This is a genomic window from Roseovarius sp. PS-C2 (assembly GCF_018862045.1).
Taxonomy (GTDB): Bacteria; Pseudomonadota; Alphaproteobacteria; order Rhodobacterales; family Rhodobacteraceae; genus Roseovarius.
The window spans coordinates 369660-394528 of the sequence record NZ_JAHKSQ010000004.1; the positions used below are offsets into that span (position 1 = coordinate 369660).

Annotated in this window: 26 protein-coding genes; 13 read left to right on the forward strand and 13 right to left on the reverse strand. The window is 63.4% G+C overall.

Going from position 1 to position 24869, the window contains the following annotated elements:
* Position 1: 1 nt before the first annotated feature.
* From KPG71_RS10060 to KPG71_RS10070, 3 genes are all read left to right on the forward strand, one after another.
* A complete protein-coding gene (locus tag KPG71_RS10060) occupies positions 2-139 on the forward strand; it encodes a hypothetical protein (protein WP_216337939.1) in 138 nt (45 codons plus the stop codon).
* Positions 136-1515 (forward strand): sigma-54 dependent transcriptional regulator, encoded by a 1380-nt coding sequence (locus tag KPG71_RS10065; protein WP_216337940.1) that lies wholly within the window; start codon positions 136-138, stop codon positions 1513-1515. The genes KPG71_RS10060 and KPG71_RS10065 overlap by 4 nt, the downstream gene beginning before the upstream one ends.
* A 105-nt stretch (positions 1516-1620) precedes the next feature.
* Positions 1621-1944 (forward strand): cupin domain-containing protein, encoded by a 324-nt coding sequence (locus tag KPG71_RS10070; protein ID WP_216337941.1) that lies wholly within the window; start codon positions 1621-1623, stop codon positions 1942-1944.
* Here KPG71_RS10070 and KPG71_RS10075 read toward each other — a convergent pair whose 3' ends face one another.
* The 11 genes from KPG71_RS10075 to KPG71_RS10125 all read right to left on the reverse strand — a co-directional run bounded on the left by KPG71_RS10075 (position 1945) and on the right by KPG71_RS10125 (position 11937).
* Positions 1945-2490 (reverse strand): biotin transporter BioY, encoded by a 546-nt coding sequence (locus tag KPG71_RS10075; RefSeq protein ID WP_216337942.1) that lies wholly within the window; start codon positions 2488-2490, stop codon positions 1945-1947.
* Between the two features lie 33 nt (positions 2491-2523).
* The gene (locus KPG71_RS10080) at positions 2524-3138 is read right to left on the reverse strand and encodes an energy-coupling factor transporter transmembrane protein EcfT (protein WP_216337943.1); all 615 of its coding nucleotides are present in this window, start codon (positions 3136-3138) and stop codon (positions 2524-2526) included.
* On the reverse strand, positions 3119-3847 hold the full coding sequence (locus KPG71_RS10085) for an energy-coupling factor ABC transporter ATP-binding protein (RefSeq protein ID WP_216337944.1): 729 nt from the start codon (positions 3845-3847) through the stop codon (positions 3119-3121). Before KPG71_RS10085 ends, KPG71_RS10080 begins: the two co-directional genes overlap by 20 nt.
* Before the next feature lie 94 nt (positions 3848-3941).
* Positions 3942-4952: an ABC transporter permease gene (locus KPG71_RS10090; protein WP_216337945.1), complete on the reverse strand. Its 1011-nt coding sequence runs from the start codon at positions 4950-4952 to the stop codon at positions 3942-3944.
* Complete coding sequence (locus KPG71_RS10095; RefSeq protein WP_216337946.1) at positions 4949-6451, reverse strand: sugar ABC transporter ATP-binding protein; 1503 nt, start codon at positions 6449-6451, stop codon at positions 4949-4951. The genes KPG71_RS10090 and KPG71_RS10095 overlap by 4 nt, the downstream gene beginning before the upstream one ends.
* A gap of 72 nt (positions 6452-6523) precedes the next feature.
* Positions 6524-7597, reverse strand: a complete 1074-nt coding sequence (gene torT, locus KPG71_RS10100; RefSeq protein WP_216337947.1) for a TMAO reductase system periplasmic protein TorT — start codon at positions 7595-7597, stop codon at positions 6524-6526.
* A 74-nt stretch (positions 7598-7671) separates the two neighbouring features.
* A complete protein-coding gene (locus KPG71_RS10105) occupies positions 7672-8643 on the reverse strand; it encodes a biotin-dependent carboxyltransferase family protein (protein WP_216337948.1) in 972 nt (323 codons plus the stop codon).
* Complete coding sequence (locus tag KPG71_RS10110) at positions 8633-9508, reverse strand: allophanate hydrolase subunit 1 (RefSeq protein ID WP_216337949.1); 876 nt, start codon at positions 9506-9508, stop codon at positions 8633-8635. The genes KPG71_RS10105 and KPG71_RS10110 overlap by 11 nt, the downstream gene beginning before the upstream one ends.
* Entirely contained in the window at positions 9505-10887 is a 1383-nt protein-coding gene (locus KPG71_RS10115) for an acetyl-CoA carboxylase biotin carboxylase subunit (RefSeq protein WP_216337950.1), read from the reverse strand. Before KPG71_RS10115 ends, KPG71_RS10110 begins: the two co-directional genes overlap by 4 nt.
* Before the next feature lie 3 nt (positions 10888-10890).
* Positions 10891-11127: an acetyl-CoA carboxylase gene (locus KPG71_RS10120; protein ID WP_216337951.1), complete on the reverse strand. Its 237-nt coding sequence runs from the start codon at positions 11125-11127 to the stop codon at positions 10891-10893.
* 27 nt (positions 11128-11154) lie between these two features.
* Positions 11155-11937 (reverse strand): 5-oxoprolinase subunit PxpA, encoded by a 783-nt coding sequence (locus tag KPG71_RS10125; protein ID WP_216337999.1) that lies wholly within the window; start codon positions 11935-11937, stop codon positions 11155-11157.
* A gap of 243 nt (positions 11938-12180) precedes the next feature.
* On the opposite strand from KPG71_RS10125, the gene KPG71_RS10130 reads away from it, so the two are divergent.
* The 5 genes from KPG71_RS10130 to KPG71_RS10150 all read left to right on the forward strand — a co-directional run bounded on the left by KPG71_RS10130 (position 12181) and on the right by KPG71_RS10150 (position 17350).
* Complete coding sequence (locus KPG71_RS10130; RefSeq protein ID WP_216337952.1) at positions 12181-13098, forward strand: LysR family transcriptional regulator; 918 nt, start codon at positions 12181-12183, stop codon at positions 13096-13098.
* An 84-nt stretch (positions 13099-13182) separates the two neighbouring features.
* Positions 13183-15621, forward strand: a complete 2439-nt coding sequence (locus tag KPG71_RS10135) for a Lon protease family protein (protein WP_216337953.1) — start codon at positions 13183-13185, stop codon at positions 15619-15621.
* Complete coding sequence (locus KPG71_RS10140; RefSeq protein WP_216337954.1) at positions 15618-16352, forward strand: hypothetical protein; 735 nt, start codon at positions 15618-15620, stop codon at positions 16350-16352. Before KPG71_RS10135 ends, KPG71_RS10140 begins: the two co-directional genes overlap by 4 nt.
* Positions 16353-16355: 3 nt before the next feature.
* Positions 16356-16574: a hypothetical protein gene (locus KPG71_RS10145; RefSeq protein WP_216337955.1), complete on the forward strand. Its 219-nt coding sequence runs from the start codon at positions 16356-16358 to the stop codon at positions 16572-16574.
* A gap of 275 nt (positions 16575-16849) precedes the next feature.
* Entirely contained in the window at positions 16850-17350 is a 501-nt protein-coding gene (locus KPG71_RS10150; protein WP_216337956.1) for a L,D-transpeptidase, read from the forward strand.
* Here the strand turns inward: KPG71_RS10150 and KPG71_RS10155 are convergent.
* Positions 17344-17994 (reverse strand): YggS family pyridoxal phosphate-dependent enzyme, encoded by a 651-nt coding sequence (locus tag KPG71_RS10155; RefSeq protein ID WP_216337957.1) that lies wholly within the window; start codon positions 17992-17994, stop codon positions 17344-17346. The genes KPG71_RS10150 and KPG71_RS10155 overlap by 7 nt on opposite strands.
* A 159-nt stretch (positions 17995-18153) precedes the next feature.
* On the opposite strand from KPG71_RS10155, the gene KPG71_RS10160 reads away from it, so the two are divergent.
* Positions 18154-18636 carry a DUF3576 domain-containing protein gene (locus tag KPG71_RS10160; RefSeq protein ID WP_216337958.1) on the forward strand — a complete coding sequence of 161 codons (483 nt, stop codon included), beginning with the start codon at positions 18154-18156 and terminating at the stop codon, positions 18634-18636.
* A gap of 27 nt (positions 18637-18663) precedes the next feature.
* On the opposite strand, the gene KPG71_RS10165 is transcribed toward KPG71_RS10160, so the two are convergent.
* Positions 18664-19911 (reverse strand): glycosyltransferase family 4 protein, encoded by a 1248-nt coding sequence (locus tag KPG71_RS10165; RefSeq protein WP_216337959.1) that lies wholly within the window; start codon positions 19909-19911, stop codon positions 18664-18666.
* 151 nt (positions 19912-20062) lie between these two features.
* Here KPG71_RS10165 and leuS point away from each other — a divergent pair, with 151 nt between their 5' ends.
* From leuS to KPG71_RS10185, 4 genes are all read left to right on the forward strand, one after another.
* On the forward strand, positions 20063-22624 hold the full coding sequence (gene leuS, locus KPG71_RS10170; protein ID WP_216337960.1) for a leucine--tRNA ligase: 2562 nt from the start codon (positions 20063-20065) through the stop codon (positions 22622-22624).
* On the forward strand, positions 22611-23117 hold the full coding sequence (lptE, locus tag KPG71_RS10175; protein ID WP_216337961.1) for an LPS assembly lipoprotein LptE: 507 nt from the start codon (positions 22611-22613) through the stop codon (positions 23115-23117). Before leuS ends, lptE begins: the two co-directional genes overlap by 14 nt.
* Positions 23114-24139: a DNA polymerase III subunit delta gene (gene holA / locus KPG71_RS10180; protein WP_216337962.1), complete on the forward strand. Its 1026-nt coding sequence runs from the start codon at positions 23114-23116 to the stop codon at positions 24137-24139. Before lptE ends, holA begins: the two co-directional genes overlap by 4 nt.
* A 141-nt stretch (positions 24140-24280) precedes the next feature.
* Entirely contained in the window at positions 24281-24868 is a 588-nt protein-coding gene (locus tag KPG71_RS10185) for a glutathione S-transferase family protein (RefSeq protein WP_216337963.1), read from the forward strand.
* The last annotated feature ends 1 nt before the right edge of the window (position 24869 follow it).

Genomic DNA, 24869 nt, shown 5'->3' on the forward strand with positions numbered 1-24869 from the left:
GATGAAAGCGATGTATACGGCCTTTGCGGCCACCGTGGTGATCTCGATTGCCGGTTATTACATCCTCGGCGAAATCGGGTTTTCCAGTCAGGACCGTCTGGCGGGCGAATCCGTTCGCGTGGGTGACGCACCCGAATGACCCGTAAAACGCCCGCACAGGACAAACCCGCCACGCAGGCGGGCAAGGACGATTACGGCGAAACGCTCGCCGCCGCCTCGATCCTCGTGGTCGATGACGAACCGGGCATGCGCAACTTCCTGACCAAAACCCTGACGCCCCGCTGCAAACGGGTGGAACAGGCCCGTTCTGCCGCCGAGGCCAGCGATATTCTGGACCGGGCGCATTTCGATCTGGTCATTCTCGACAACATCATGCCGGGCACCACCGGGCTCGACTGGCTGGGCGAACAGCGCCGCGTGGGCTTCTTTGCCGAAACCATCCTGATCACCGCCTATGCCGATCTGGACACCGTCATTCAGGCCCTGCGCGCGGGTGTGGCCGATTTCGTGCTGAAACCGTTTCGCGCCAACCAGATCCTGAATGCCGTGGCCCGCACGCTGGACCGCAAATACCTGCGACGCGAAAATTACCTTCTGAAACACGCGCTCAGCGAAAGCGGCACCACCGCACGCGGGCGGCTGATGGGCAAATCGCCCGCCATCGCCGAAATCCGCGATATGCTGAACCGGGTCGCGCCGCTGCCGACTTCGGTCCTGTTCACCGGCGCCAGCGGCACGGGCAAGGAAATCGCCGCGCGCACCCTGCACGGGCTGTCGGACCGGGCTGAAAACCCCTTTGTCGCGGTCAATTGCGCGACCATCTCACCCGATCACATCGCCGAGGAACTGTTCGGCGAGATCGAAGGCGGCGAGCGGCGCAAGGACGGGCTGTTGCTGCATGCCGAGGGCGGTACCCTGTTTCTGGACGAGATCGCGCAACTGCCCGATCAGGTGCAGGCCACCCTGTTGCGCGTGCTGGAAGATCACCGCATCCGCCCTGCCGGGGCCGAACGCGAGATCCCGCTGAACCTGCGTTTTCTGTTCGCGACCAATGCCGATCTGGAACAGGCCGTGGCCGAGGGCCGCTTTCGTGCCGACCTGTTTCACCGGATCAACGTGCTCAATATCGCGATGCCCCCGCTCAAGGACCGCTCGGAAGACATCGTCGAACTGGCCGCCGTGTTCATGAGCGAATTTTCCCGCACCCTTGGCTTGCCCGCGCTGGACCTGAACCAAGAGGTGCTGCTCAAGCTCAGCCGCTATGACTGGCCCGGCAATGTGCGCGAATTGCGCAACCTGATCGAGCGCTCGGTGATTCTGGGTGAATTTCCGACCGAATTTTCCGGCGCGGGCGAAGTGACCGGGGCCGAGGCCATCGAAACGCTGGAACTGGTCGAACAGCGCCATATCCTGAACGTTCTGGATGCCTGTGACGGCAACCGTGCCGAGGCCGCCCGCCGCCTTGGCGTATCGCGCAAGACGGTGGATCGAAAATGCGCCGCCTGGGGCATCTGACCCGCCTGAGTCCCCGGATCGGGGCCGTCTCCGCAGGATAGGTCTGGCAATTCACAGGGGCAGATCCTAGGCTGCCGGTCGATGAGATCACGAAAGGATTTTCCGATGACCGCCCGCCCCGAAGCACAGCCGCAAACCCTCACCGATACCGAAGCGCATCGCATCACCCGGTTCGATTTCGCCCCCGGCGCCGAAACCGGCTGGCATGTGCATGGATTCGACTACGTGATCGTCGCCCTGAGCGAATGCAACATGAAGCTGGAAATGCCCGATGGCACGGTGAACGAGGTGCTGTTGCCGCCGGGCCGGACCTATCACCGGCCCACGGGTGTCGAGCATAACGTGATCAACGGCGGCGATGCGCCGATGGCCTTTGTCGAGGTCGAGTTCAAGCAGGGGCTCGATCTCGACCTCCTGGATCAGGGCTGATCAGGCGCGCGACAGCACGCTGGCCGGACGCGCCTTGTAAAGCGATGCGGTCAGCGCGGCGGCAAGACCGGCCTTGATCAGGTCACCGGGGATGAACGGCGCCATCGACAGCGTGGCCTGTTTGGCGCTCATGTCCAGCATCGCCGTCATGCCAAGGATGCCGGGGATGTAAAGCACCAGAATCCCGCCGACGATTGATGCGATCAGCGCGGCGGGGAATACCGGCGTGCCGCGCATCCGCTCGGTGATCCACCCGGCCACGAAGGCGGCAATGGGGAAACCGATCAGGAACCCCACGGTCGGCCCGGCGAACACGCCCAAACCCCCGCGCCCACCGGCCAGCAGGGGCAGGCCAAGCGCCACAAGCCCGAGGAACAGCAAAACGGCTAGCGCTCCGCGCCGCGCGCCCAGAACCGTGCCGCACAGCATGATACCCATGCCCTGCGCGGTGATCGGGATGCCCGAGGCAAGCGTGAATTTCGGCACCAGCCCCAGCACCGCGATCAGCGCGGCGAACAGGGCGATTAGGGTGATTTGACGTTCCATGGGTCGCGTTTCCTTTATGTGTGATCTTGGTCGTCACTGATCTTGCGGCGGGGTCAGCCCGCCGCGCGCGCGCAAAGCCTCGGCCACATGCTCGGCGTCGTCAATGGCAATCAGCGTGATCGGCAGGGCGATCTGCCAGCCCACACGCCGCGCACTGCGCGCGCGCCAGGCGTCGATAAGCTTGTGCGCCTTGTCCATCAGGACGGGAATGAAGCGGACCACCAGCACGATGGAAAACCCAAGCGGCGCAGTATTCACGCCCAGTTTGCGCAGTGGCGTCAGCAGCCACATCACCACGTCCGTCAGGTCGTCGAACCGGGTGGTCATGGTCACCAGATTGGCCAGCGCCACCGCCGCGATCAGGCGCAGGGCGATGATCAGTCCGGCCACGGTCTGCCCCATGACGGCGTGCCAGGCGACAACCAGCGCCACGAAGAACCACACGGGTTTCAGCAGGGCGATGCCTTCGCGCAGAAACCGCCAGCCCGGCACAAAATAGAGCGCCGCCACCGCCGCCAGTCCGGCGGCCATGCCCGGCACGCTCTCTAGCCAGAACAGCGCAACCGTCGCCACGCAGAGCGCCGCCAGTTTCACGCCCGCCCGCAGCCGGTGATACGGCGTGCGGATGTCAGAGGTCAGCGTCAGCATCGCCCGCCTCCTGCATTGCGCTCAGGTATTCGGCCAGCACGGTGTCAACCGGGCCGTCCCCGGCCAGCGTACCCTGTTCTAGCCAGATCGCCCGATCATACCCCGTCAGCGCCGCCGGGTCATGGGTGACATGGATCAGCGTGGCGGGCAGGGCGTCGAGATGACGGCGCAGCGCCCGCGTCGTCGGGATATCGAGGCCGGAGAACGGCTCGTCCAGAACGATCACCCTGGGCTCCATCGCCAGAACCGCCATCAGGCAAACCAGATGCCGCTGCCCTTGCGACAGGCTGTCGACCGGGCGGTCATGCCATTCGCCGCGCCCGAACCGCGCCAGCATCTTGCGCGCGCCATCGCGCGCCTCGGCTTTGGACTGGCCCAACTGGCGCAGGCCAAAGGCCAGCTCTTCCTCGACCGTGGGAAAGATGATCTGGTGATCGGGGTTCTGGAACAGGATGCCGACGGTGCGGATCGCCGCCTTGCGGTCCTTGTAGACATCCACACCGGCAACCTGCACGTCGCCCTCGTCCGGGGCGATCAGACCGGCGATCAGGCGTGACAGGGTGGTCTTGCCCGATCCGTTGCGCCCGATGATCCCGATGCGCCGCTCGCTCAGTGACAGCGAGACATCGCGCAGCGCCTCCCGCGTACCGAACCGGCAGGTCACGCCGGTGATCTCGATGCCTGTGCTGGGTGCGGCCTGTGCCGTCATCGCGCCTTGCCCCGCGTTGCGGCCCGCGCGGGGCCCGGTCTGGGCCGGTTCAATAGCCCGCGCGCCCCCGACATGCCAGACAGAAATCCTGTGCTCAGCGCCCCTGCATGATGATGCGATACCGGATCTGGTCGAAAATCACCGCCAGAATGAGCAGCGCGCCCAGCAACACCATCTGCATGTAGGAACTGACCTGCGCCAGGTTCATCCCGTTCTGCACCAGCACGATAAAGAACGCCCCCAGAACCACGTTTTCCACCCGGCCGATCCCGCCGCGCAGCGACACGCCCGCGATCACACAGGCGGCGATGGATTCCAGCGCGATCGACCCGCCAAGGTTCGCCTCGCCCGATTCCACCCGCGCGGTCAGCAGCAGGCCGGTCAGTGACGCGATCAGCGCGCAGATCATATAGGCCAGCAGCAACGTGCGCTTCGTGTTGATCGCCGACAGATGCGCGGCCTTGATATTGCCGCCCACGGCGTAAATCTGCGTGCCCAGCCGGGTGCGCGCCATCAGCACCCACATGATGACGATGCAGATCACGGCGATGATCACCGGCACGGGAATGCCCCACAATCGCCCGAACCCGAAGGTGTCGGCGAATTGAAAGGGCAGGCCCGAAACCGGCACGCCCCCGGTCAGGAACAGGGCAAACCCCGCCCCCACCGACGACACGCCAAGCGTCATGATGAAGGGCGACACCTCGAAATAGGCCACGCCGATGCCGTTCACCAACCCCACCATCAGGGCCGCGCCAAAGCCGAGGAACGCACCCAGAAGGATCGCCAGCCAGATCGCATCGGGGAAAATCCCCGCCAGCCACACCATGCCCATCGCCGATACCACCGATGTCAGCGCAATCGCCGTGCCCACCGACAAATCGAACCCCCCGGTGACCAGTGCCAGCATCTGGCCCATCGACACCAGCACCAGATACACCGATTGCCGCGCCACGTTGATCAGGTTCTGCCCGGTCAGGAACTTCGAGGACAGCAAGGTGAAAATCACCAGCGCCCCCAGCAGGAAGAACGGCAAGACGCCGACCTTGACGAACAGCCGCGTGATCCACGCCTTGACGCCGGTCGCTTGGGTGTCTGAACTCATTGTGTCGCTCCGCTTTCATCGAAGAAGTGTTTGAGGATCGTGTCCTCGGTCATCTCGTCGCCGCTCAACTCGGCGCTCAGCCTGCCATGCGCCATCACCAGCATCCGGTGCGCCAGATGCATCACCTCGGGCAGGTCCGAGGAAATGACGACCACCGCCTTGCCTGCCTCGGCCAGTTCCTTGATCAGCAGGTAGAGCGCCGCGCGCGTGCCCATGTCCACGCCCACCGTCGGCTCGTCGAGGATGTAAATATCCGCGTCCTGCCCAAAGCACTTGCCGAACAGAACCTTCTGCTGGTTGCCGCCCGACAGTTGCGACACCAGCCTGGTGCGGTATCCCTCGTGCAACTCCACATAGTCGGCGATCTGAACGCTGGCCTCACGCACCGCCGACCAGTTGATCAGCCCCGTCCCGCCGCGCCCGCCCATCACCAGGTTCACCGCCAGATTGTCATTCGCGGTTTTCGCCAGGTCCAGCCCTTCGCCCTTGCGGTCGGGCGACAGGTAATACATGCCGTGATGAATGATCTGCCTTGTGGGGGCGTGGGTGATGTCCTGCCCTTTCAGCGTGACGCGCCCGGCCAGCCGGGGCGCCACACCCATCATCGCGCGAAACAGGCGCGACTTCCCGCACCCCACCAGCCCCGCCACGCCCAGCACCTCACCGGCGCGGATGTCCACGTCGGCGGCCTGCACGCCGTTGGTGCGCAACCCCTCGGCGCGCACCAGCACCTCGCCGGGATTATGTGCGATCTGCGGGTAAATCTCGGAAATCGCGCGGCCCGTCATCATTTCGACCAGCGCGTCGTCATCGGTCTCATTCATGGCCACGGTGCCGATCCTGGCCCCGTCGCGCAGCACGGTCACCCGGTCGGCGATCCGCGCAAATTCCTGCATCCGGTGCGAAATATAGATGATGCCCACACCGCGCGCCTTCAGCGTTTCGATGAAATCGAACAGGTGATCCACCTCGCGGTCGGTCAGCGATGCGGTGGGCTCGTCCAGAATAAGAACCGACAGGTCGCCATGAAACGCCTTGGTGATCTCGACCATCTGCTGTTGCGCCCGCGACAGGCGGCCCGTCACCTCGGTCGGGTCGATCTCGAAATCCAGTTCCCGAAACATCTCGGCGGCGCGGCGGCGCATCTCGCGATGATCCACGAACGGGCCTTTCATCGGCTCCCAACCCAGAAAGATGTTCTCGGCCACGCTCAGCGTCGGGATCAGCGAAAATTCCTGAAAGACGGTGTAAATCCCCTTGGCCTGCGCATCCGCGACCGAGCCGAAACGCATCTTTTCGCCATTCAGTTCGATTGTGCCGGCGCTCGGGCTGTTGGCCCCGGCCAGCATCGAAATCAGCGTCGATTTTCCTGCGCCGTTTTCGCCGAACAGAACATGCACCTCACCGGGCATCAGTTCGAAATCGACTGAATCCAGCGCCAGAACGCCGGGATATTGCTTGGACAGACCCGTGGTGCGGATCAGGGGTTGGGAAGGCATTGTCATGTCTCCGGGGGAGGACCGTGCCGGGGCCACGCATGGCAGCCCCGGCACCTGATCGTGAGTGGTGGATTACTCGACCGAGAATTCCGGGCGGAACCCGTCGGGCGGCAGGATGTTTTCACGCGGCACGTCGTTGATGTTTTCGGGGTCGACGACGAAAATCTTCGGCCCCACATGCTTGACGTAGTCTTGCTCTTCCAGAATGCGCACCGCCTGGTCCACGGCGATCCGGCCCTGAATGACCATCGAATCCGCAGGCGCGGCCAGGATGAAGCCCCGCTGAATGCCGGTATAAACCCCCGGCGTCATGTAGAAGGCCAGCAGATCGACCTCGCCCTTCAGTCCGCGCTCGCGGATCACGCCCTGCGCGGCCTCGGCGGTCACGGCGGTGCCCGCCAGATAGCGCACGTCGGGATTCGCCTGCAGCACGTCCTCGACCAGTTTCAGCTGGGTTTCCTTGCCGGTATCGCCAAAGCGCGGCTCCAGCACCTCGACCGCCGATCCCTCGACCGCGGCCATGAAGCCCTCATGCGCGGCCTCGACCCAACCGGCGCCCGCCGGTCCGGGGAACCAGCCCACCTTGACAGCGTCGCTGCCCGCAGGGTGCTTTTCGGCCAGGTAGTTGCCGATCTCCGAGCCCATCGTGCGGAACGACACCAGCGATTTGGCCGCGATGTCGCCCGAGGACACGCCGTTGATCACGTCGATCACCGGAATGCCCTGGCCCGCGACTTCGCTGATCACGTTGTTCAGCCCGTCATAGGAAATCGCGCCGATGATCACCGCGTCGGCCCCGCCGGAAACACAATCCTCGATCTGGCTGATCTGGGTGTTCAACTCGGTATAGCCCCCGGCCTCGACCACGTTCAGCTTGACGCCAAGGCGCTTGGCCTCGTCCACCACGCCGTAATCCACGCCCAGCCAATAGGCGTCTTTCATGTGCGGGAAGGACACGCAGATGTTCCACGGCTGCGCTGCGGCCTCGAGCGGGGTATAGGTGACCTCGCTCACCTCGCCATCGGCGCTGAAGGCCGGGGTCACTTCCTCGGCGGGGTAGGGATACCACGCGTCCTGCGCCATCGCGCTGGCGGGCAGGGCCGTGGCCAGCGCCAGTGCGCTTGCCAGTTTCAGATGCTTGTTCATGTGTCTGACCTCCTTGTCAGTTCGGTTTTGTTTGTTTGGCAGGGCGCACCCGCGCCCCGCTGTCCCGCAGGCGGTTACCCCAGCTCTTCGCGGATTTTCTGGATGATGGCCTTGCGATCGGCCCGTGCGGCCAATGCGGTGTCCATGTCCACATTGACGAAATTCACCTGCGTATTGGGCTGCAACTGCCCGATCAGGTCCATGTCCGCCGAGATGATCGCGCCAAGGGTGAAATACCCCCCGCCCGACACGGCGTCGCGGTGCAGCACGATGGGTTCCGTTCCGCCTGGCACCTGGATGGAGCCATAGGAATAGCACCCGTCCACGATGTTCGACGGATCGGCCCCCGCGCCGAAGGGCTGTTCGCGCTCGACGAAATCCAGCGGACGACCGCCCTTGAAACGGTATCCCATCCGGTCGGCCTCGGCCGCGACGGTCCAGGTGTCCTCGAAGAACTGCTGTCCGGCGGTGTCGGTCAGACGGTACCAGTAAAGCCCCGTCAGCACCCGCAATTCCGCCGGATTACCCGGCCCGCGCCGCAACGCGGCGGGCACGCTGCGCCCCTCGGCCACGGTCGGGGCATCGCCCACCGGCAATTCGTCGCCGGGCTGCACCGCGCGGCCCTCGACCCCGCCAAGTGCGCCGATGGGATAGGTCGAACGGCTGCCCAGATCGGGCTCGGTCGCGATGCCGCCGGACACGGCGATATAGGCCCGCGCGCCCGCTTGCAGAAAGCCGAAGCTCAACACCTGTCCCGGCTTCACCGTGAAGCTGGTCCAGGTCTCGCGCGGTTCGCCGTCCACCATCACCGGCAGTTCCGCGCCGGTCACGGCGACGCTGGCCTCCTGGGTGAACTCGATCTCGGGGCCCATGAACACGGCTTCCAGACCGGCGGCGTCCTCAGGGTTGCCGACCAGCATGTTGGCCGCTCGCATCGACAGGCGGTCCATCGCGCCCCCCTCGGGGATGCCCAGATGGAAATAGCCGGGGCGGCCCATATCCTGAATCGTGGTGGCGAGGCCGGATTTGACAATTTTAAGCGTCATTGAGCGCCTCCATCAGCTTGGCGTTATAGGCGGTCATGTCCTTGTTGAACTCGTCCAGATCGAACTCGACCTCGGCAATGCGCGGCGTCCATGTGTTGGCGTCCACCTCGGCAAGGATGCGGTCGTATTCGGCGCGGTCGACGGGCTTCCACTTCACGATGTCGCCGGGTTTGAAGAACACCAGGAAATCGCGCAGATAGGACGTTTCCTGCCGCGGGTCGTAGATCGTCATAGGGGTGATGCCGAACATCTGATAGCCCCCGGCGCCGCGCACCGAGTAGATGCAGGAAAAACTGCCGCCATAGCCCACCGTCTGCTTGGGCGTGTCCGTGCGTGGGCGCAGGTACTTGGGCACCTCGATCTGCTTGTCGCGCTCGACCAGTTGGTACAGGAACGGCAGGCCCGACACGAAGCCCACCATCGACACGAACCACGGCTGCGAATGGTGCGCCTCGATGAACGCCTCCACGCTGTCATAGCCGTTGATGCGCGCCGCATAATCCAGATCGGTCCCGTCCGGGTCCTGATGGCGTTCGCGAAAGCGCATCAAGGTCTCGTGCGTCCACGGGTCCTGATAATAGACCGGCACTTCGATGATCCGCGTGGTCATCCGCTTTTCGGCCTTGTCGGCCATGTGTTCGAGATCCTGAATGCGCTTCAGCATCTCGTCGGGCGCGGTCACGTCCGGGTCATACCGCACCTGGAACGATGCGTTCGCCGGGCAGATCTCGGTCACGCCGGGAATGTCGGCCTCTCGGACGGCATTGGACATGGACAGGGACTTGAAGAACGCCTCCAGCGACATTTCCTCGTCCATCTCCACGTAGACATGCTCGTCTCCGCCATATGTGTAACGTGTCTTCACGATGCACCTCCTGTTGTTTCGGGGGTCAGGTTTCCGGCATCCAGCCACGGTTCCAGCCATTGGGTGTGGAACGCGCCCGCTTGCACATACGGGTCGTCCGCCAGCGCCAGATGCAGGGGAATGGTTGTCTTGAGGCCCTCGATCTTCAGGGCCTGCAATGCGTCGCGCAGCCGGTCGATGGCTTGCGCGCGCGTGGGCGCATGGGCAATCACCTTGCCGATGAGCGAGTCGTAAAACGGCGGAATCTGGTATCCCTCGTACAGGAAATGATCCACCCGGACGCCATCTCCCTCGGGCAGGGTCAGCGCACCGACCTGGCCGGGGAAGGGCATGAACTGCATATGCGGGTCTTCGGCATTGATCCGCACCTCGATCGCATGGCCCTGCGGGGTGATCTGATCCTGCGTCAGGCGCAGCGGCTCGCCGCCCGCGATGAGGATCATCTCCTGCACCAGGTCGATGCCGGTGATCATTTCGCTCACCGGATGTTCCACCTGAATGCGGGTGTTCATCTCGATAAAGAAGAACTCGTTGCTGGCCTCGTCATAGAGAAACTCCAGCGTGCCCGCCCCCTTGTAGTTCACCGCCTCGGCCAGCGCCACGGCAGAGGCGCACAGCTTTGTGCGCGTCTCGTCGTCCAGACACACCGCACCGGCCTCTTCCCAGACCTTCTGGCGGCGGCGCTGCAGGGAGCACTCGCGCTCGAAACAATGCACCGCGCGGGTGCCGTCGCCCAGAATCTGCACTTCGATATGACGCGGATCGCGCACCGCGCGTTCCAGGTAAAGACCCCCTTCGCCAAAGGCCGCCTGCGCCTCGGCCTGCGCCTGCGGGGCCAGCTTGCGCAAGTCATCCTCGGTGTCGGCAATGCGGATACCGCGCCCGCCACCGCCCGCAGCGGCCTTGATCATCACCGGATAGCCGACTTCGGCAGCCACTTGCGCCGCCTCGTCCACGTTTTCGATCCGGCCTTTCGATCCGGGCACAACCGGCGTGCCCGCCGCTTCGGCGGCCTGCCGCGCCGCCACCTTGTCGCCCATCCGTTCGATAGTGTCCGCCGACGGCCCGACATAGGTGATCCCGGCATCTTCCAGCGCGCGGGCGAACCGCGGGCTTTCCGACAGGAACCCATAGCCGGGATGCACCGCGTCCGCGCCGGCCTCTTTCGCGGCGGCTACCACACGGTCCACGTCCAGATACGAATCTTTCGACGCCGCCGGCCCGATGCACACCGCCTCGTCGGCCAGCTTCACCGCCAGCATGTCGGCATCGGCCTCGGAATGGGCCTGAATGGTGTGAATACCCAGCTCTTTCGCGGCGCGGATCACCCGCACGGCGATCTCGCCCCGGTTGGCTATGAAAAGGCGCTCGATGGCCATGGCTCAGTCGTCCAGCGTTGCCAGAACCTGACCGGCGGTCACCGCGGCCTCGTTCCCGGTAGCATAGTCGCCAAAGGTGCCCGCGATTTCGGATTTGACCTCGATGAAGGTTTTCATCACCTCGACCAGCCCGATCACGTCACCCACGGCCACCGCATCGCCCTTGGATTTGTAGGGCGCGTCCTCGGGCGAGGGGCGGTGATAGAAGGTTCCGGGAAGGGGGGATTGAATGTCTGCCATGATGTGTCCTCCTGACGGGTTGTCGTCTCAGCTTGCTTGTTCCAGAACCGTCGCGGCGGCTGCGACGGTGATGCCGTTATCGGTCAGCCCCTTGCGAATGGCGCGGCCGATCTCCAGCGCGCCGGGCGTGTCCGAGTGAAAACAGATCGATTCGAATTCGATCCCGATATCGTTGCCATCGACCGTGCGCACCTTGCCTTCCTTGCAGGCGCGCACGCATTTTTCGGCAATCTGCTCGGGATCGGGGCGGGCGACCTGCCGTTTGAACACGATCGAACCGCTGTCGTCGTAATCGCGGTCGGCGTAGAATTCGCGCACCACCGGATGCCCCAGCCGCGTGGCGACCTCGTAGGTCTTGGAAATATCCATGCAGAAAATGATCGTGTCGCTGCTGATCTTTTGCAGCGTGTCCACCATCCACTGCGACAGTTCCTCGTTGACGGCGGCCTCCATGTAAAGCGCGCCATGCGGTTTCACATGCTGCAGCGGGATGCCGTAGCGCCGCCCGAACTCGCGGATCGCGCCCACCTGGTAAACGATGTCGTTGACCAGTTCCTCGGCATTGGTGTGGATATAGCGGCGGCCAAACCCCTGAAGGTCGTTATAGCCGGGATGCGCGCCCAGACCCACGCCGTATTGCTGCGCCAGCTTCACCACCCGGTCCATCGAATTGGGGTCGCCCGCATGGAACCCGGCCGCGATATTGGCCGAGCTGATCAGCGACATAAGCTCTTCGTCGGGGGCTTCGCTGAGGGTCCACTGACCAAAGCCTTCGCCCATATCGCAATTCAGATCGACTATAGTCTTCATCGTCATGATCCCCGCGTTTTGGATTGGGAAAGGATCAACGCCGGACCCATGACTTGTAAATTTCTAATATTTGCTTTTAATATATCTGAAAAACAGAATAGGTTGTGTGGCTCGGGAAATTCCAACTATCTGATAAATAAAGCTATGCTGGAAATTCAGTCGGTTTGTGAACAGTTCTATCTGATTTTCCGATACTCGGTGTTTCGGTATTCATTGGATACAGGATGAAAGAATGGGCAGATCATGAACTTTCGCCATCTCAAGTACTTCGTGGCCACCGCAGAATCGGGGCAGGTCAGCCGCGCCGCCACCGCGCTGTCCATTTCGCAATCGGCCATCACCACGGCGATCCGCGATCTGGAAACCGAACTGGGCGCCGACCTGTTCCTGCGCTCGGCCCACGGTATGGAAATGACCGACGCGGGCCGTGAATTCCTAGCCTCGGCGCAGGATATCCTGACCCGGCTGGACGAGGCCAAGAACCTCAGCCATCGCCGCTCGACCGCCGAGGGGGTGATCTCCATCGCCGCGACCTATACCGTGATCGGCTATTTCCTGCCGTATCACCTCGACCGGCTGGCGCATCTCTACCCCGGCATCGAGATCCGTCTCAGCGAACTGAACCGCGAAAGCATCGAAGAGGGGCTGTTGTCCAACCGCTTCGACATGGCCGTGGTCCTGACCTCGAACCTCACCAACCCCGAGATCGAAACCGAAACGCTTTTGCGCTCCACCCGGCGGCTCTGGGTGCCGTCGAACCACCCGTTCCACCGCGCGGGTAAGGCCAGCTTCGCCGATATCGCCGAAGAAGATTACATCATGCTCACCGTGGACGAGGCCGCGCATACCACCATGAAATACTGGTCCACCACCAGCTATCAGCCCAAGGTGAAACTGCGCACCGCCTCGGTCGAGGCCGTGCGCTCGATGGTGGCCAACGGGCAGGGCGTCACCATCCTGTCCGATATGGTCTATCGTCCGTGGTCGCTCGAAGGCAAACGCATCGGCACGGCCTCCACGACGCTTGAAATCCCCTCGATGGATGTCGGGCTGGCCTGGCGCGAGGGCACCGAGATCACCGGGCCGCTGGCGCTGGTGCATGACTATTTCCGCGAATCTTTCGTCGATCCGCAAACCTGGTTCACCAGCCCCCGGCCTTGATCCCGATCAAGGCCTGCCGCTACGCTGTGTCCCAGACTGACATCCGCCGCCCCGGCAGCCTCGGGGCAACAGGAGAGACCGGCCATGACCTCCAGACTTCCCGAAGCCCTCCCGGCCTCGGCGCTTGGCGCACGTATCACCGCCGGGGATTTCGGCTTCGACACCACCGCCGACCTGCCCACCGATCCCGGCTGGCTGGGGCAGGACCGCGCGGTCGATGCCATCCGCATGGCCGCCGGGATGCGGCATGGCGATTTCAACGCCTTCGTCCTCGGCACCCCCGGCAGCGGCCGCCACCGTATCGTGCGCGCCATTCTCGACGAGGCCGCGAAAACCCGCCCCCTTCCCAGTGACTGGGTCTATGTCAACAATTTCGACGCCCCGCACAAACCCCGCGCTATCGAACTGCCCGCCGGGCAGGCCAACCGCCTGCGTCACGCGATGGAACAACTGATCGACGAACTGGCCAACGACATCCCGGCACTGTTCGAATCCGAAGATTACCAGACCCGCCGCAACGCCATCGAGCAGACCTTCGCCGACGCCCACGAAGAAGAGATGACCCAACTCTTCGAACGCGCCCGGTCGCGCAGCGTGGCGATCCTGCGCACGCCGATGGGGTTCACCGTCGCGGGCACCCATGAGGGCGAGGTGCTGACGCCCGATACCTACAACGCCCTGTCCGACGACGAGCGCGACACCATCGACGCGGCGGTCGACCTCACGCAGGACGAACTGGCCGAAGTGCTCAAATCCGCGCCCGCCCGCGAAAAGGAACACCGCGCGCAGGTCGAGGCGCTGAATGCCGAAATGGCCCGCAACGGGGTGGATGCGGCCATTGCCGGGGTGCAGCGCGCCTTTCCCGATCTCGATGCCGTGCGCGCCTATCTCGAAACCGTGCGCGCCGACCTGATCGAAAACGCCGCGCTGTTCCTGCTGCGCGAAGACGGCGCACAGGACGGCCCCTTTCCCGGCGCCACCTCGAAACATTACGCCAAGCCCCAGTTTCAGCGCTACGCCGTCAACGTGATCGTCGGCCAGCCCGAGGATGCCGACAGTGGCGCACCCGTGGTGCAAGAGGCCCTGCCGACTCTCGGCAACCTGATCGGGCGCATCGAATACGCCTCGGAAATGGGCGCTCTGGTCACCAATTTCACCATGATCAAACCCGGTGCGCTGCACCGCGCCAATGGCGGGTTCCTGGTGCTGGATGCGCTGCATGTCCTGTCCGAGCCGCTGGCCTGGGACGCGCTCAAACGCTGCCTGCGCACCGGCGAAATCGCCATCTATTCGCCGGGAGAACGGCTCAGCCTGATTTCCACCGTCTCGCTCGATCCCGACCCGGTGCCGCTCAGGACGCGCGTGATCCTGGTGGGCGAGCGCTCGCATTACTATCTCTTGTCCGCGCTCGACCCGGATTTCGCCCACCTGTTCAAGCTCGAAGCCGATTTCAACGATCACATGCCCGCCGACCCGGAGGATCTGACCGCCTATGCCGGGATGATCGCCGCCATCACGCGCAAGGCTGGCACCCGTCCGCTTCAGGCCGCCGGGGTGGCCGCGCTGCTGCGCGAAAGCACCCGCCTCACCGGCGATTCCGAACGGCTGACGCTGAACACCGACACCCTGTCCGACATTCTGCGCGAGGCCGATCACTGGGCCGACGGCAACGGCCATGACGCCATTGCCGAAACCGATATCGAAAAGGCCCTGCACGAACGCGAACGCCGCGCCAGCCGCCTGCGCGATCTCAGCCACGAGGCGATCACCCGCGAGACCCTCCTGATCGACACGGACGGCACGCGCGTCGGCCAGATCAACGCGCTTTCCGTGTTGCAAATCGGCGGCTATGCCTTTGGCCGCCCCTCGCGCCTGACGGCCCGCACGCGGATGGGTTCGGGCAAGCTGGTCGATATCGAACGCGAAACCGAACTGGGCGGCCCGATCCACTCCAAGGGGGTGCTGATCCTGCAGGGTTATCTTGCCACGACCTATGCCACCGATGCGCCCATGTCGCTTTGGGCCTCGCTGGTGTTCGAGCAAAGCTATGGCGGCGTGGACGGTGACAGCGCCTCGGCGGCAGAGCTTCTGGCGCTGATCTCGTCGCTCTCCGGGGTGCCGGTCGACCAGTCCTTCGCGATCACCGGATCGGTCAACCAGTTCGGGGATATTCAGGCCATCGGCGGCGTGAACGAAAAGATCGAGGGCTTTTTCGATATCTGCGCCGCGCGCGGGCTGACCGGCAGGCAGGGGGTGCTGATCCCGCAGGCCAATGTCAAACATCTGGCGCTGCGCCGCCGGGTGGTCGACGCGGTCGAGGCCGGAACCTTCCGCATCGTCCCGATGTCCCACCTGTCCGATGCCATCGCCGTCCTGACGGGGCAGGAGCCGGGCACGCGCGGCAAGGACGGCACGTTCCCCGAGGGCAGCGTCAATGCGCGGGTCGAATCCCGCCTGCACGAATATGCCGCCATGCGCCGCACCTACATGCGCGCGGCGATGGAACAGGGGGGCACGTCATGAACGCGGCCAAACGCCCCGCGCGCGTCCTGCTGGGGGCGACATGCTATACCGATGCCGAGGGCACGATGCAGATCGCCGTTCTGGCGGCGCGCGAAATCGGGGCGGAACTGCACGGGTTGCTGGTGGTGGACGAATCGATCCTCGCGGCCGCCGCTGCACCGCGTGCGTGCAGCGTGGGGTTTTCCGGCGCCCGCATCGCGCAAATCACCGCCGAGCAGATGCAGGCCGCCTTCCGCGCCGATGCGCGCCGCTTTCGGGAACAGCTTTTGCGCACGGCGCGCGGCGCCTCTCTTGGGGCGGGGTTCCGGCAGGAACGCGGGCGGCTGGCCGCGGTGCTCGAACAGGGGGCCGGGGCGGGCGACCTGATCGTTTATGGATTCCGCCGCGCACCGCGCGACAGCGATTGCGTAATTCTGATCGCCTCCGCGACCGATCCCGCCCCACGGCTTACCGCTCTGGCTGCGCACCTGTCCGAGGGGCTGGGCAAACCGCTGATCGTTCTGGTTCCGGCGCAGACGTCTGAGGTGCGGCCCGCGCCCTTGGCCGGACTTGCGGGGGTGGATGTCGTCGCGTTCGATACACCCGAGGCGCTTCTGGCCCGGCTCGAGCGTTGCCGCCCCGCCGTCGTGGTCGCATCGGGGCCGCATGGGGTCTTGCCACCCGTCGCGCGCCTGCTTGATGCCGCGCGCTGTCCGCTCATTCTGGAACCGGACACCGCTCTCCCGGTTTGAGGCATGCCATGGCTCCCGGCGGGGCAACAGGTGCGGAACAATGGCCAGGGGGAGGCGGATGCCGGAGGCGATTTCAGAACTCGGGGCGTGACCAGGGTCTACGACACGGGCAGCACGCAGGTTCTGGTGTCGGCGGGGCTTGAGCCCGGTCAGCGCGTCATTACCCACCCATCGGACGCGATTGCCGACGGGGTGGCGATCACCGAACGCGAGGCGCAATAACCCCCATAGCCATCGCCCGACAGCGATGACTTGGATGGCGATATGCAGAGCGCTGCGCATGACGGTTCGACGGTCCCTTTCGTAATATGCGCCCCGACCCAATCATGAAATTCTTTCCAAACTGCTAACCCCGCGTGAAATCGGCGAATTTGCGTCCATGATGAATGCTTTCCGTCTGCCAGGGGCCGAATTTCGTACGAAACCCGCGTCCATTTCGTACGTTTCGTACAAAACTCCGGCTTCCGTGCCGGGGTGATTTCGGGCATCACATCTGCATGACACCTGATGATCTCGTTCTCACGCCGATGGGGCTGCGATTCCGCGGTCGCCACTATCCCTGCTCGGTCGGGCGCGGTGGGGTAACCGCTTGTAAACGCGAGGGGGATGGCGCCACGCCCATCGGAGTGCATCGAATCGTCGGCATGCTCTATCGCCTGGATCGCTTGGCGCGGCCCGCCGACTGGGCGGTGCCCATCGGGCCTGGCGACATCTGGTCCGACGATCCCGAGGATCGCCACTATAACCTCATGATTCGAAAGCCTTATCCGCATTCGCATGAGGTGCTGCGCCGGGCTGATCCGCTATACGATCTGGTGCTGATCACCGATTGGAACTGGCCGGAGGCCAAACCCGGCCACGGGTCATGCATATTCTTGCACCAATGGCGCAGGCCGCATTACCCCACCGAGGGGTGTATTGCCTTTCGGCGTGATCACCTGATTGATATCGCAAGGAAAATTCAGCCATCCACGCGGCTGATCGTGCGTCCTCAATAGGCGCGTTCGCCGAAAATCGCGCTGCCCACACGCACATGGGTCGCGCCAAGCGCAATCGCCTTTTCGAAATCCCCGCTCATCCCCATCGACAACCCGCCCAACCCGTTGCGGTTGGCGATCTTGGCCAGCAGGGCGAAATGCAAACTGGCCTCTTCCTCGACGGGCGGGATGCACATCAATCCTTTGACGGGAAGGTCCATGCCCCTGCAATCCTTGATGAAATCGTCGGCCTCGGCTGGCAGGATACCGGCCTTTTGCTCTTCCTCGCCGGTGTTCACCTGGATGAACAGATCGGGGCAGTGCCCCTCTTCCTGGGCCAGACGGGCAATGGTCTTGGCCAGCTTGGGCCGGTCGACCGAGTGAATGGCCTGAAACAACTCGAATGCCTGACGCGCCTTGTTGGTTTGCAAGGGGCCGATCAGATGCAGGTCAATGCCCTGAAAACGCTCGCGAAAATCGGGCCATTTGCCTGCCGCTTCCTGCACGCGGTTTTCGCCAAAGCACCGATGCCCCTGCTCCAGAATGGCTTCGACCCGGTCATTGGGCTGTTGTTTCGAAACCGCGACAAGCGTGACACTTCCGGGTGCGCGCCCGGCGGCGTCCTCGGCTTTGTGAATGCGGGTTCTGATCTCTTGCAGCCCCATGCCACGCCCCTTTGTCTGATGCGGTATCGGGTGCCTGTTTGCCACAGGGCGATGCAAAGGCACAATGCCTGGCGGCCAAGGCAGGACGATTTCAGTAAACTCCTTGCTCCGATCCGTTACCTTGGATAGTAGGGAAGGGAAACAATGCCGGATCGCGTAATGACCATGTACAGCATCAGAAATGCCGCACTGACCACGGTTTGCCTTGCGTTGCTTGCCTCTTGCGGGGGCTTCCGCGACGCCAAGCTCGATCCGGATGCCTATCGCATCGAAGGCGGGCGCGAATCCAAAGGAAACTTTATCGGCGGATCGTCGATTTTCGACGCCTTCAAGGGCGGCGATGCCGAGGTCAAGGTCAACCGGTATCTCTGGACGGCATCTCTGGACGTGTTGGATTTCCTCCCGGTGCAAACGGCTGATCCGTTTACGGGTGTGATTTCAACGGGGTATGGCACACCTCCGGGGGGTGGACGGGCCTATCGCGCGACCATCCTGATCAGCGATCCCGCGCTCGACGCACGCTCGCTTAACGTGGCGCTGCAAACGCGTAGCGGTCCGGTGGCGGGCGGAACGCAACGTGCTGTCGAGGATGCGATCCTTGCGCGCGCCCGTCAGTTGCGGATTCAGGCCGAAAAGTTCTGATTTCCAGGTAACGTAGTTCGGGGGTGTTCAGGCCCCCGCACCTGACATCACATCATCGACCCAGGACAATTGCCGCGGCAGGCAAATGCCGCGCAAATCATACCGTTTCTGGATCAAACCTCGCGCCGCAGCGCCCAGGTGTTCGCGCGCCTTCTGATCGTCGAGCATGTCACAGACCTGCCCGACAAGCGCATCGCCATCGAAGAAATCCACCAGCCGTCCGGTTTCTCCCTGCGCAATGACCTCTTTGACCGGCGCGGTATCGCAGGCCACGATGGCCGCGCCGCAGCTCATGGCTTCCAGAAGACTCCAACTTAAAACAAAGGGATAGCTTAGATAGACATGCACACGGCTGACCTGCAGAAGCCGGGTGAACTTGTCATGCGGAATTCGGCCCAGGAAATGCACACGCTCCCAATCGGCATCGGAAATCTGGCCGCGCACCTCGTCGATGAAAATCTGCTTCCAGGTTTTTCCGTTGGGGGGACGCGCGCCATAGCTGACCTCGTCGCCACCGACGATCAGAACCTTCGCTTCGGGACGCTCACGCAGCAGGCGGGGCAAGGCACGCATGAAAACGTGATATCCGCGATAGGGTTCGAGATTGCGATTCACAAAGGTGATCACCTCGTCATCGCGCGTCACATCGACCTGACCGTCGATAGTCAGGCGGGCATTCGGGTCAGGGCGTGACAGGGCGGTGTCTATCCCGTCATGGCTGACGGTGATGCGGTCGCGGAATTCAGACGGAAAGGTATCGGCCTGAAACCGGGTCGGGCTGATACCGGCATCCGCTATCTGGAAATGCAGATGATTGTTGATGTTCTTCATGCGGATACGCAGCCGCGACAGAACGGCATCGCCCTGGTCGAACTCGGGATCGAACCGCAGATGGGGATACTCTGCACTGTGATAAAGCTCACAATAAAGACCGATCCGCGCATCCGGCCAGACATCACGCAGGAACAACGATTCGCCCCATCCGGGATGGGCAAGGATCAGATCGGGGGAAAACCCGGCATCCTTCATCTTGCGCGCCGCACGATAGCATGCCTCGCCACGGGTGACCTTGGTGTCCAGATCGACCAGCCAGGGATGCGTGTTCTGTCCCTTGCGGTCGGGCAGGGCGTAAGGCAGCACGCGCACCCCGTTCCAGGTCGTCGGCTCTTTCACCCGCAGGGTCAGCGCGACGCAGTGATGCCCCTTCGAGGCCAGCAGCGGCGCCAGATGCTTGTATTGGCCGGGAAAGTTCTGGTGGATGAACAGGATTTTCATGGAACGCACCGCCCGATACCGTTTTTTCCGGTTATAGGCGGGGCCCTCGCCCCTGCAAACCCCCGCTTTTTGCGCCTTGCCACTGGACCCCGCGGCGTGTGGGCCCTATCACGCAGGGCAACACGAATGACCGCAAAAGGGTGTGCTGCACATGTCGCGCTATTCTGCCGCCGAGATCGAAGCGAAATGGCAAGAGGCCTGGGACAAGGCCGGAATTTTCCGCGCCAGCAGGTCCGGGGACAAGCCCAAGTACTACGTGCTTGAAATGTTCCCCTATCCTTCGGGGCGCATCCACATGGGCCATGTGCGTAATTACACGATGGGCGACGTGATCGCACGCTACAAGCTGGCCACCGGCCACAACGTGCTGCACCCGATGGGATGGGACGCTTTTGGCATGCCCGCCGAAAACGCGGCAATGGCCATTGGCGGACATCCCAAGGACTGGACCTATGGCAATATCGACGACATGCGCGGCCAGATGAAGCCGCTTGGCCTGTCCATCGACTGGAGCCGGGAATTCGCCACCTGCGATCCGGAATATTACGGCCAGCAACAGGCGCTGTTCCTCGATATGCTGGAGCAGGGACTGGTCTATCGCAAGAACGCCGTGGTCAACTGGGACCCGGTGGACATGACGGTGCTGGCCAACGAGCAGGTTGAAAACGGGCGCGGCTGGCGGTCGGGCGCGTTGGTGGAACGGCGTGAGTTGACGCAATGGTTCTTCCGCATCTCGGATTTTGCCGAGGAATTGCTCGAGGCGCTGGACGGGCTGGATGACTGGCCCGCCAAGGTCAAGCTGATGCAGGCCAACTGGATCGGTCGCTCGCGCGGGTTGCAGTTTGCCTTTTCGCTGATTGATGGCCCCGAAGGCCACGACCGGATCGAAGTCTATACCACCCGGCCCGATACCCTGATGGGCGCCAGCTTTATCGGGATTTCTCCGGATCATCCGCTGGCCCGCCAGATGGAAAAGGACAACCCCGAACTGGCCGCCTTCAACGCCGAATGCCGCCGCATGGGCACCTCGGAGGAAGAGCTTGAGAAGGCCGAGAAAAAGGGGTTCGACACCGGCCTGCGTGTGCGCCATCCGTTCGATACCGCATGGGAATTGCCGGTTTACGTCGCCAACTTTATCCTGATGGATTACGGCACCGGCGCGATTTTCGGCTGTCCGGCGCATGATCAGCGGGATCTGGATTTCGCCAACAAGTACGGACTTCCCGTTACCTCGACCTATGCACCGGAAACGCCGGGTGACGATTTCACTCTGCCCGAGGACGGGGGCGAGGCCTATGTCCCGCCGAAAACCGAAAAGGTGCGTTACGTCAAAGGGTTCGCAGGTGACGAGGTGCAGACCGGCGAGCGAGGGATCGACGCGGCCATCGCCTTTTGTGAGGAAAACGGCGTTGGGCAGGGCGTGACCAAGTACCGCCTGCGCGATTGGGGCCTGTCGCGTCAGCGGTACTGGGGGTGCCCGATTCCGGTGGTGCATTGCGACACCTGCGGCGTGGTCCCCGAGAAGAAAGAAAACCTGCCGGTGCGCCTGCCCGACGATGTCAGCTTCGATCAGCCCGGCAACCCTCTGGATCGTCACCCCACCTGGCGCGATTGCGCCTGTCCGTCCTGTGGTGCGCCCGCACGGCGCGAAACAGACACGATGGACACTTTTGTCGACAGTTCGTGGTATTTCGCCCGTTTCACCGCGCCGCGCGCCGAAACCCCCACCGACATGGCCGAAGCCGAATACTGGATGAACGTGGATCAGTATATCGGGGGCATCGAACACGCGATCCTGCACCTGCTCTATTCGCGGTTCTTTGCACGGGCCATGCACCTGACAGGCCACCTGCCGCACAAAGCGATCGAGCCGTTCAACGCGCTGTTCACGCAGGGCATGGTGACGCACGAAATTTATCAGACCCGCGATGACAATGACCGTCCCGTCTATCACCTGCCCGAAGACGTGGAAGACGGCAGGCTGAAGGCCACGGGTGAGGCGGTCGAGATCATCCCTTCGGCCAAGATGTCGAAGTCCAAGAAGAACGTCGTCGATCCGGTCAATATCATCGGGTCTTACGGCGCCGATACCGCCCGTTGGTTCGTGCTGTCCGACAGCCCGCCCGAGCGCGACGTCGAATGGACCGCCTCGGGGGCCGAAGCCGCACACAAGCACCTGTCGCGCGTCCATCGCGTGGTGACTGAGATTGCCGCCAGCGACGCACCCGCCACCGACCAGGACGAAGGTCTGCTGCGTGAGATGCACAAGGCCATCCACGATGTGACCGGTGGGGTGGAGTCCTTTGGCTTCAACGCGGCCATTGCGCGGCTTTACGCCTTTACCAATACGCTGGCGAAATCGAACGCCGGGGCCGGGGCGCGCAAACAGGCCGCCCGCGCTTTGGTGCAACTGATGTCGCCGATGACGCCGCACCTGTCGGAGGAACTGTGGCAGACCTTGGGGGGCGAGGGGCTGGTGACCGATGCGCCCTGGCCGCAGGCCGACGAGGCGATGCTGGTTGACGATACCGTCACCCTGCCCATCCAGATCAACGGCAAGCGTCGAGCGGAAATTCAGGTGCCCAAGGACATGGACAAGTCCGAGGTTGAAAAAACCGCCCTGTCCAACGATGCTGTCATCAAGGCACTGGATGGGGCCCGGCCGAAAAAGATCATCGTTGTCCCCGGACGGATCGTGAATGTCGTCATTTGACCGCCGCACCTTTCTGACAGGCGCTTGCAGTGCGCTGACCGCCCCGGTCCTGGCGGGCTGTGGCTTTACCCCGGCCTATGCGCCGGGAGGGGCAGCGACTCGGCTGCGCAATGCAGTTTCTATCATGGAGCCCGACGACCGTGCGGGTTACCTGATGACGCGCGAGCTGGAAGACCGCCTCGGGCGCGCGTCGATGCCGCGCTACGATCTGATCTATTCGCTGGACCTGATTTCGCAGCCGGTGGCGATCTCCACCAGCAATATCGTCACGCGTTACAACCTTCTGGGTGAGGGAACCTATGCGTTGCGCGATCGTGACAGCGGGGCTGTGGTGCTATCCGGAACTGTGGATAACTTTACCAGCTTTTCGGCCTCTGGCAGCACCGTCGCGACGCAGGCGGCTGAACGTGATGCAGAAGAGCGGCTGGTCACGATTTTGGCCGACCAGATGGTGGCGCGCCTGATCGCCGGGTCTGCGGGCCTTCCGGCATGAAACTGTCGGGGCGCGATGCTCCGGGTTATTTCGCGCGGCCCGAGTCGCAGCGTACCGGGCTGTTGATATACGGCTCCGATGGAATGCGTGTGGCGCTCAGGCGGCAAGAGGTGATTGCGGCCCTCGTCGGCCCGCAGGGTGAAGAGGAAATGCGCCTGACCCGTATTCCGGCGGCGGATCTGCGCAAGGACCCTGCGATGCTGCTGGATGCGATCAAGGCGCAGGGGTTTTTTCCGGGGCCGCGCGTGGCCTTTGTCGAAGATGCGACCGACGCTCTGGCCCAGATCGTGACCGATGCCCTGACCGACTGGCGGGAAGGCGATGCGCAGGTCGTCGTCACCGCCGGGCAGCTCAAGGCCAGTTCGAAACTGCGCAAGCTGTTCGAAAACCACCCGAACGCATACGCTGCCGCAATTTACGACGATCCGCCCTCACGCGCCGAGATCGAGGCAATACTTGCCAAATCGGGGCTCAGGGATGTCGGCGGAGATGCGATGCGCGATCTAACAGCCCTTGCGCGCGAATTGGACCCCGGTGATTTCCGTCAGACGATGGAAAAGCTGGCGCTCTACAAGCTGGATGATGGTGCGCCTGTCTCGTCCGAAGATATCGCGGCCTGTGCCCCCGGTTCCACCGAGGCGGACCTCGATGACGTTCTGCATATCGTGGCCGAGGCACGTTCGGGCGAGATCGGGCCGGTCATGAAACGCCTTCGGGCACAGGGGGTGCAGCCCGTGTCGCTGTGCATCAGCGCCACACGGCACTTTCGCACGCTTTACGCGGCGGCCTCGGACCCCGGCGGCGCGGCGCAAGGCATCGGGCGGGTGCGCCCGCCCGTCTTTGGCCCCCGGCGCGACAGGATGCTGCGCCAGGCCCAGCAATGGGGCGCGGATCGGCTGGAGCAGGCACTGACGCTGCTTACCGATACCGATCTGCAACTGCGCTCGGCGGGGCAGCACGCGCCGGACATGGCGCTTGTGGAACGCACGCTGATCCGGCTGGCGATGCTGGCCGCTCGCTGAGACGATGGGTTATTCGGGTGGCGCGTACGGGCAGATGTCAATCTGGGGTTACGTTTGCATAGGCACGTTTTGGCTGATCGCTTGTCAGCGGCATTCAACCGGGGCACTGTAACTGCCGATCCGCATCGAAAGGAAAGCCATATGTATCAGGTCATAGGAACCCGGGCGAGCCGGGCGTTTCGTGTTCTGTGGCTGTTGGAAGAGATCGGTCGACCTTATGAGCACCTTGCAGCGGCCCCCAGAAGCAAAGAAGCCTTGGCTGTGAACCCGTCCGGCAAAATCCCGGCCTTGCGTGTCGGCGATGATGTGTTGACCGACTCGAGTGCGATCATGGCCTATCTGACGGATCGGCACGGGCAGTTGACCTGTCCCGCAGGCACGATCGAGCGCGCACGGCAGGATGCTCTGACCCATCAGATACTCGACGATCTGGATGCCGTTCTCTGGACCGCCGCCCGGCACAGTTTCGTTCTGCCCGAGGAACGCCGGGTGCCGCAGGTCAAGGAAGCGCTGAAATGGGAGTACGAGCGCAACCTCGAGCGGCTGTCTTCTGCGTTGAAGGGGCCGTTTCTTATGGGGGACAAGATAACCGTACCGGATATCCTGTTGGCGCATTGTCTGATCTGGGCTGAAAAAACCGGGTTTCCCGCTCCGGATGAAAAGCTTAGCCAGTACAGGGCCGAGATGATGGCGCGTGAGGCGTTTCAGCGCGCGGCGGCGCTGCCCTGAT

Coding starts and splice junctions, on each gene's coding strand:
- KPG71_RS10060 (WP_216337939.1), top strand. CDS start 2: ATGAAAGCGATGTATACGGCCTTTGCGGCCACCGTGGTGATCTCGATT.
- KPG71_RS10065 (WP_216337940.1), top strand. CDS start 136: ATGACCCGTAAAACGCCCGCACAGGACAAACCCGCCACGCAGGCGGGC.
- KPG71_RS10070 (WP_216337941.1), top strand. CDS start 1,621: ATGACCGCCCGCCCCGAAGCACAGCCGCAAACCCTCACCGATACCGAA.
- KPG71_RS10075 (WP_216337942.1), bottom strand. CDS start 2,490: ATGGAACGTCAAATCACCCTAATCGCCCTGTTCGCCGCGCTGATCGCG.
- KPG71_RS10080 (WP_216337943.1), bottom strand. CDS start 3,138: ATGCTGACGCTGACCTCTGACATCCGCACGCCGTATCACCGGCTGCGG.
- KPG71_RS10085 (WP_216337944.1), bottom strand. CDS start 3,847: ATGACGGCACAGGCCGCACCCAGCACAGGCATCGAGATCACCGGCGTG.
- KPG71_RS10090 (WP_216337945.1), bottom strand. CDS start 4,952: ATGAGTTCAGACACCCAAGCGACCGGCGTCAAGGCGTGGATCACGCGG.
- KPG71_RS10095 (WP_216337946.1), bottom strand. CDS start 6,451: ATGCCTTCCCAACCCCTGATCCGCACCACGGGTCTGTCCAAGCAATAT.
- torT (WP_216337947.1), bottom strand. CDS start 7,597: ATGAACAAGCATCTGAAACTGGCAAGCGCACTGGCGCTGGCCACGGCC.
- KPG71_RS10105 (WP_216337948.1), bottom strand. CDS start 8,643: ATGACGCTTAAAATTGTCAAATCCGGCCTCGCCACCACGATTCAGGAT.
- KPG71_RS10115 (WP_216337950.1), bottom strand. CDS start 10,887: ATGGCCATCGAGCGCCTTTTCATAGCCAACCGGGGCGAGATCGCCGTG.
- KPG71_RS10120 (WP_216337951.1), bottom strand. CDS start 11,127: ATGGCAGACATTCAATCCCCCCTTCCCGGAACCTTCTATCACCGCCCC.
- KPG71_RS10125 (WP_216337999.1), bottom strand. CDS start 11,937: ATGAAGACTATAGTCGATCTGAATTGCGATATGGGCGAAGGCTTTGGT.
- KPG71_RS10130 (WP_216337952.1), top strand. CDS start 12,181: ATGAACTTTCGCCATCTCAAGTACTTCGTGGCCACCGCAGAATCGGGG.
- KPG71_RS10135 (WP_216337953.1), top strand. CDS start 13,183: ATGACCTCCAGACTTCCCGAAGCCCTCCCGGCCTCGGCGCTTGGCGCA.
- KPG71_RS10140 (WP_216337954.1), top strand. CDS start 15,618: ATGAACGCGGCCAAACGCCCCGCGCGCGTCCTGCTGGGGGCGACATGC.
- KPG71_RS10145 (WP_216337955.1), top strand. CDS start 16,356: ATGCCATGGCTCCCGGCGGGGCAACAGGTGCGGAACAATGGCCAGGGG.
- KPG71_RS10150 (WP_216337956.1), top strand. CDS start 16,850: ATGACACCTGATGATCTCGTTCTCACGCCGATGGGGCTGCGATTCCGC.
- KPG71_RS10155 (WP_216337957.1), bottom strand. CDS start 17,994: ATGGGGCTGCAAGAGATCAGAACCCGCATTCACAAAGCCGAGGACGCC.
- KPG71_RS10160 (WP_216337958.1), top strand. CDS start 18,154: ATGACCATGTACAGCATCAGAAATGCCGCACTGACCACGGTTTGCCTT.
- KPG71_RS10165 (WP_216337959.1), bottom strand. CDS start 19,911: ATGAAAATCCTGTTCATCCACCAGAACTTTCCCGGCCAATACAAGCAT.
- leuS (WP_216337960.1), top strand. CDS start 20,063: ATGTCGCGCTATTCTGCCGCCGAGATCGAAGCGAAATGGCAAGAGGCC.
- lptE (WP_216337961.1), top strand. CDS start 22,611: ATGTCGTCATTTGACCGCCGCACCTTTCTGACAGGCGCTTGCAGTGCG.
- holA (WP_216337962.1), top strand. CDS start 23,114: ATGAAACTGTCGGGGCGCGATGCTCCGGGTTATTTCGCGCGGCCCGAG.
- KPG71_RS10185 (WP_216337963.1), top strand. CDS start 24,281: ATGTATCAGGTCATAGGAACCCGGGCGAGCCGGGCGTTTCGTGTTCTG.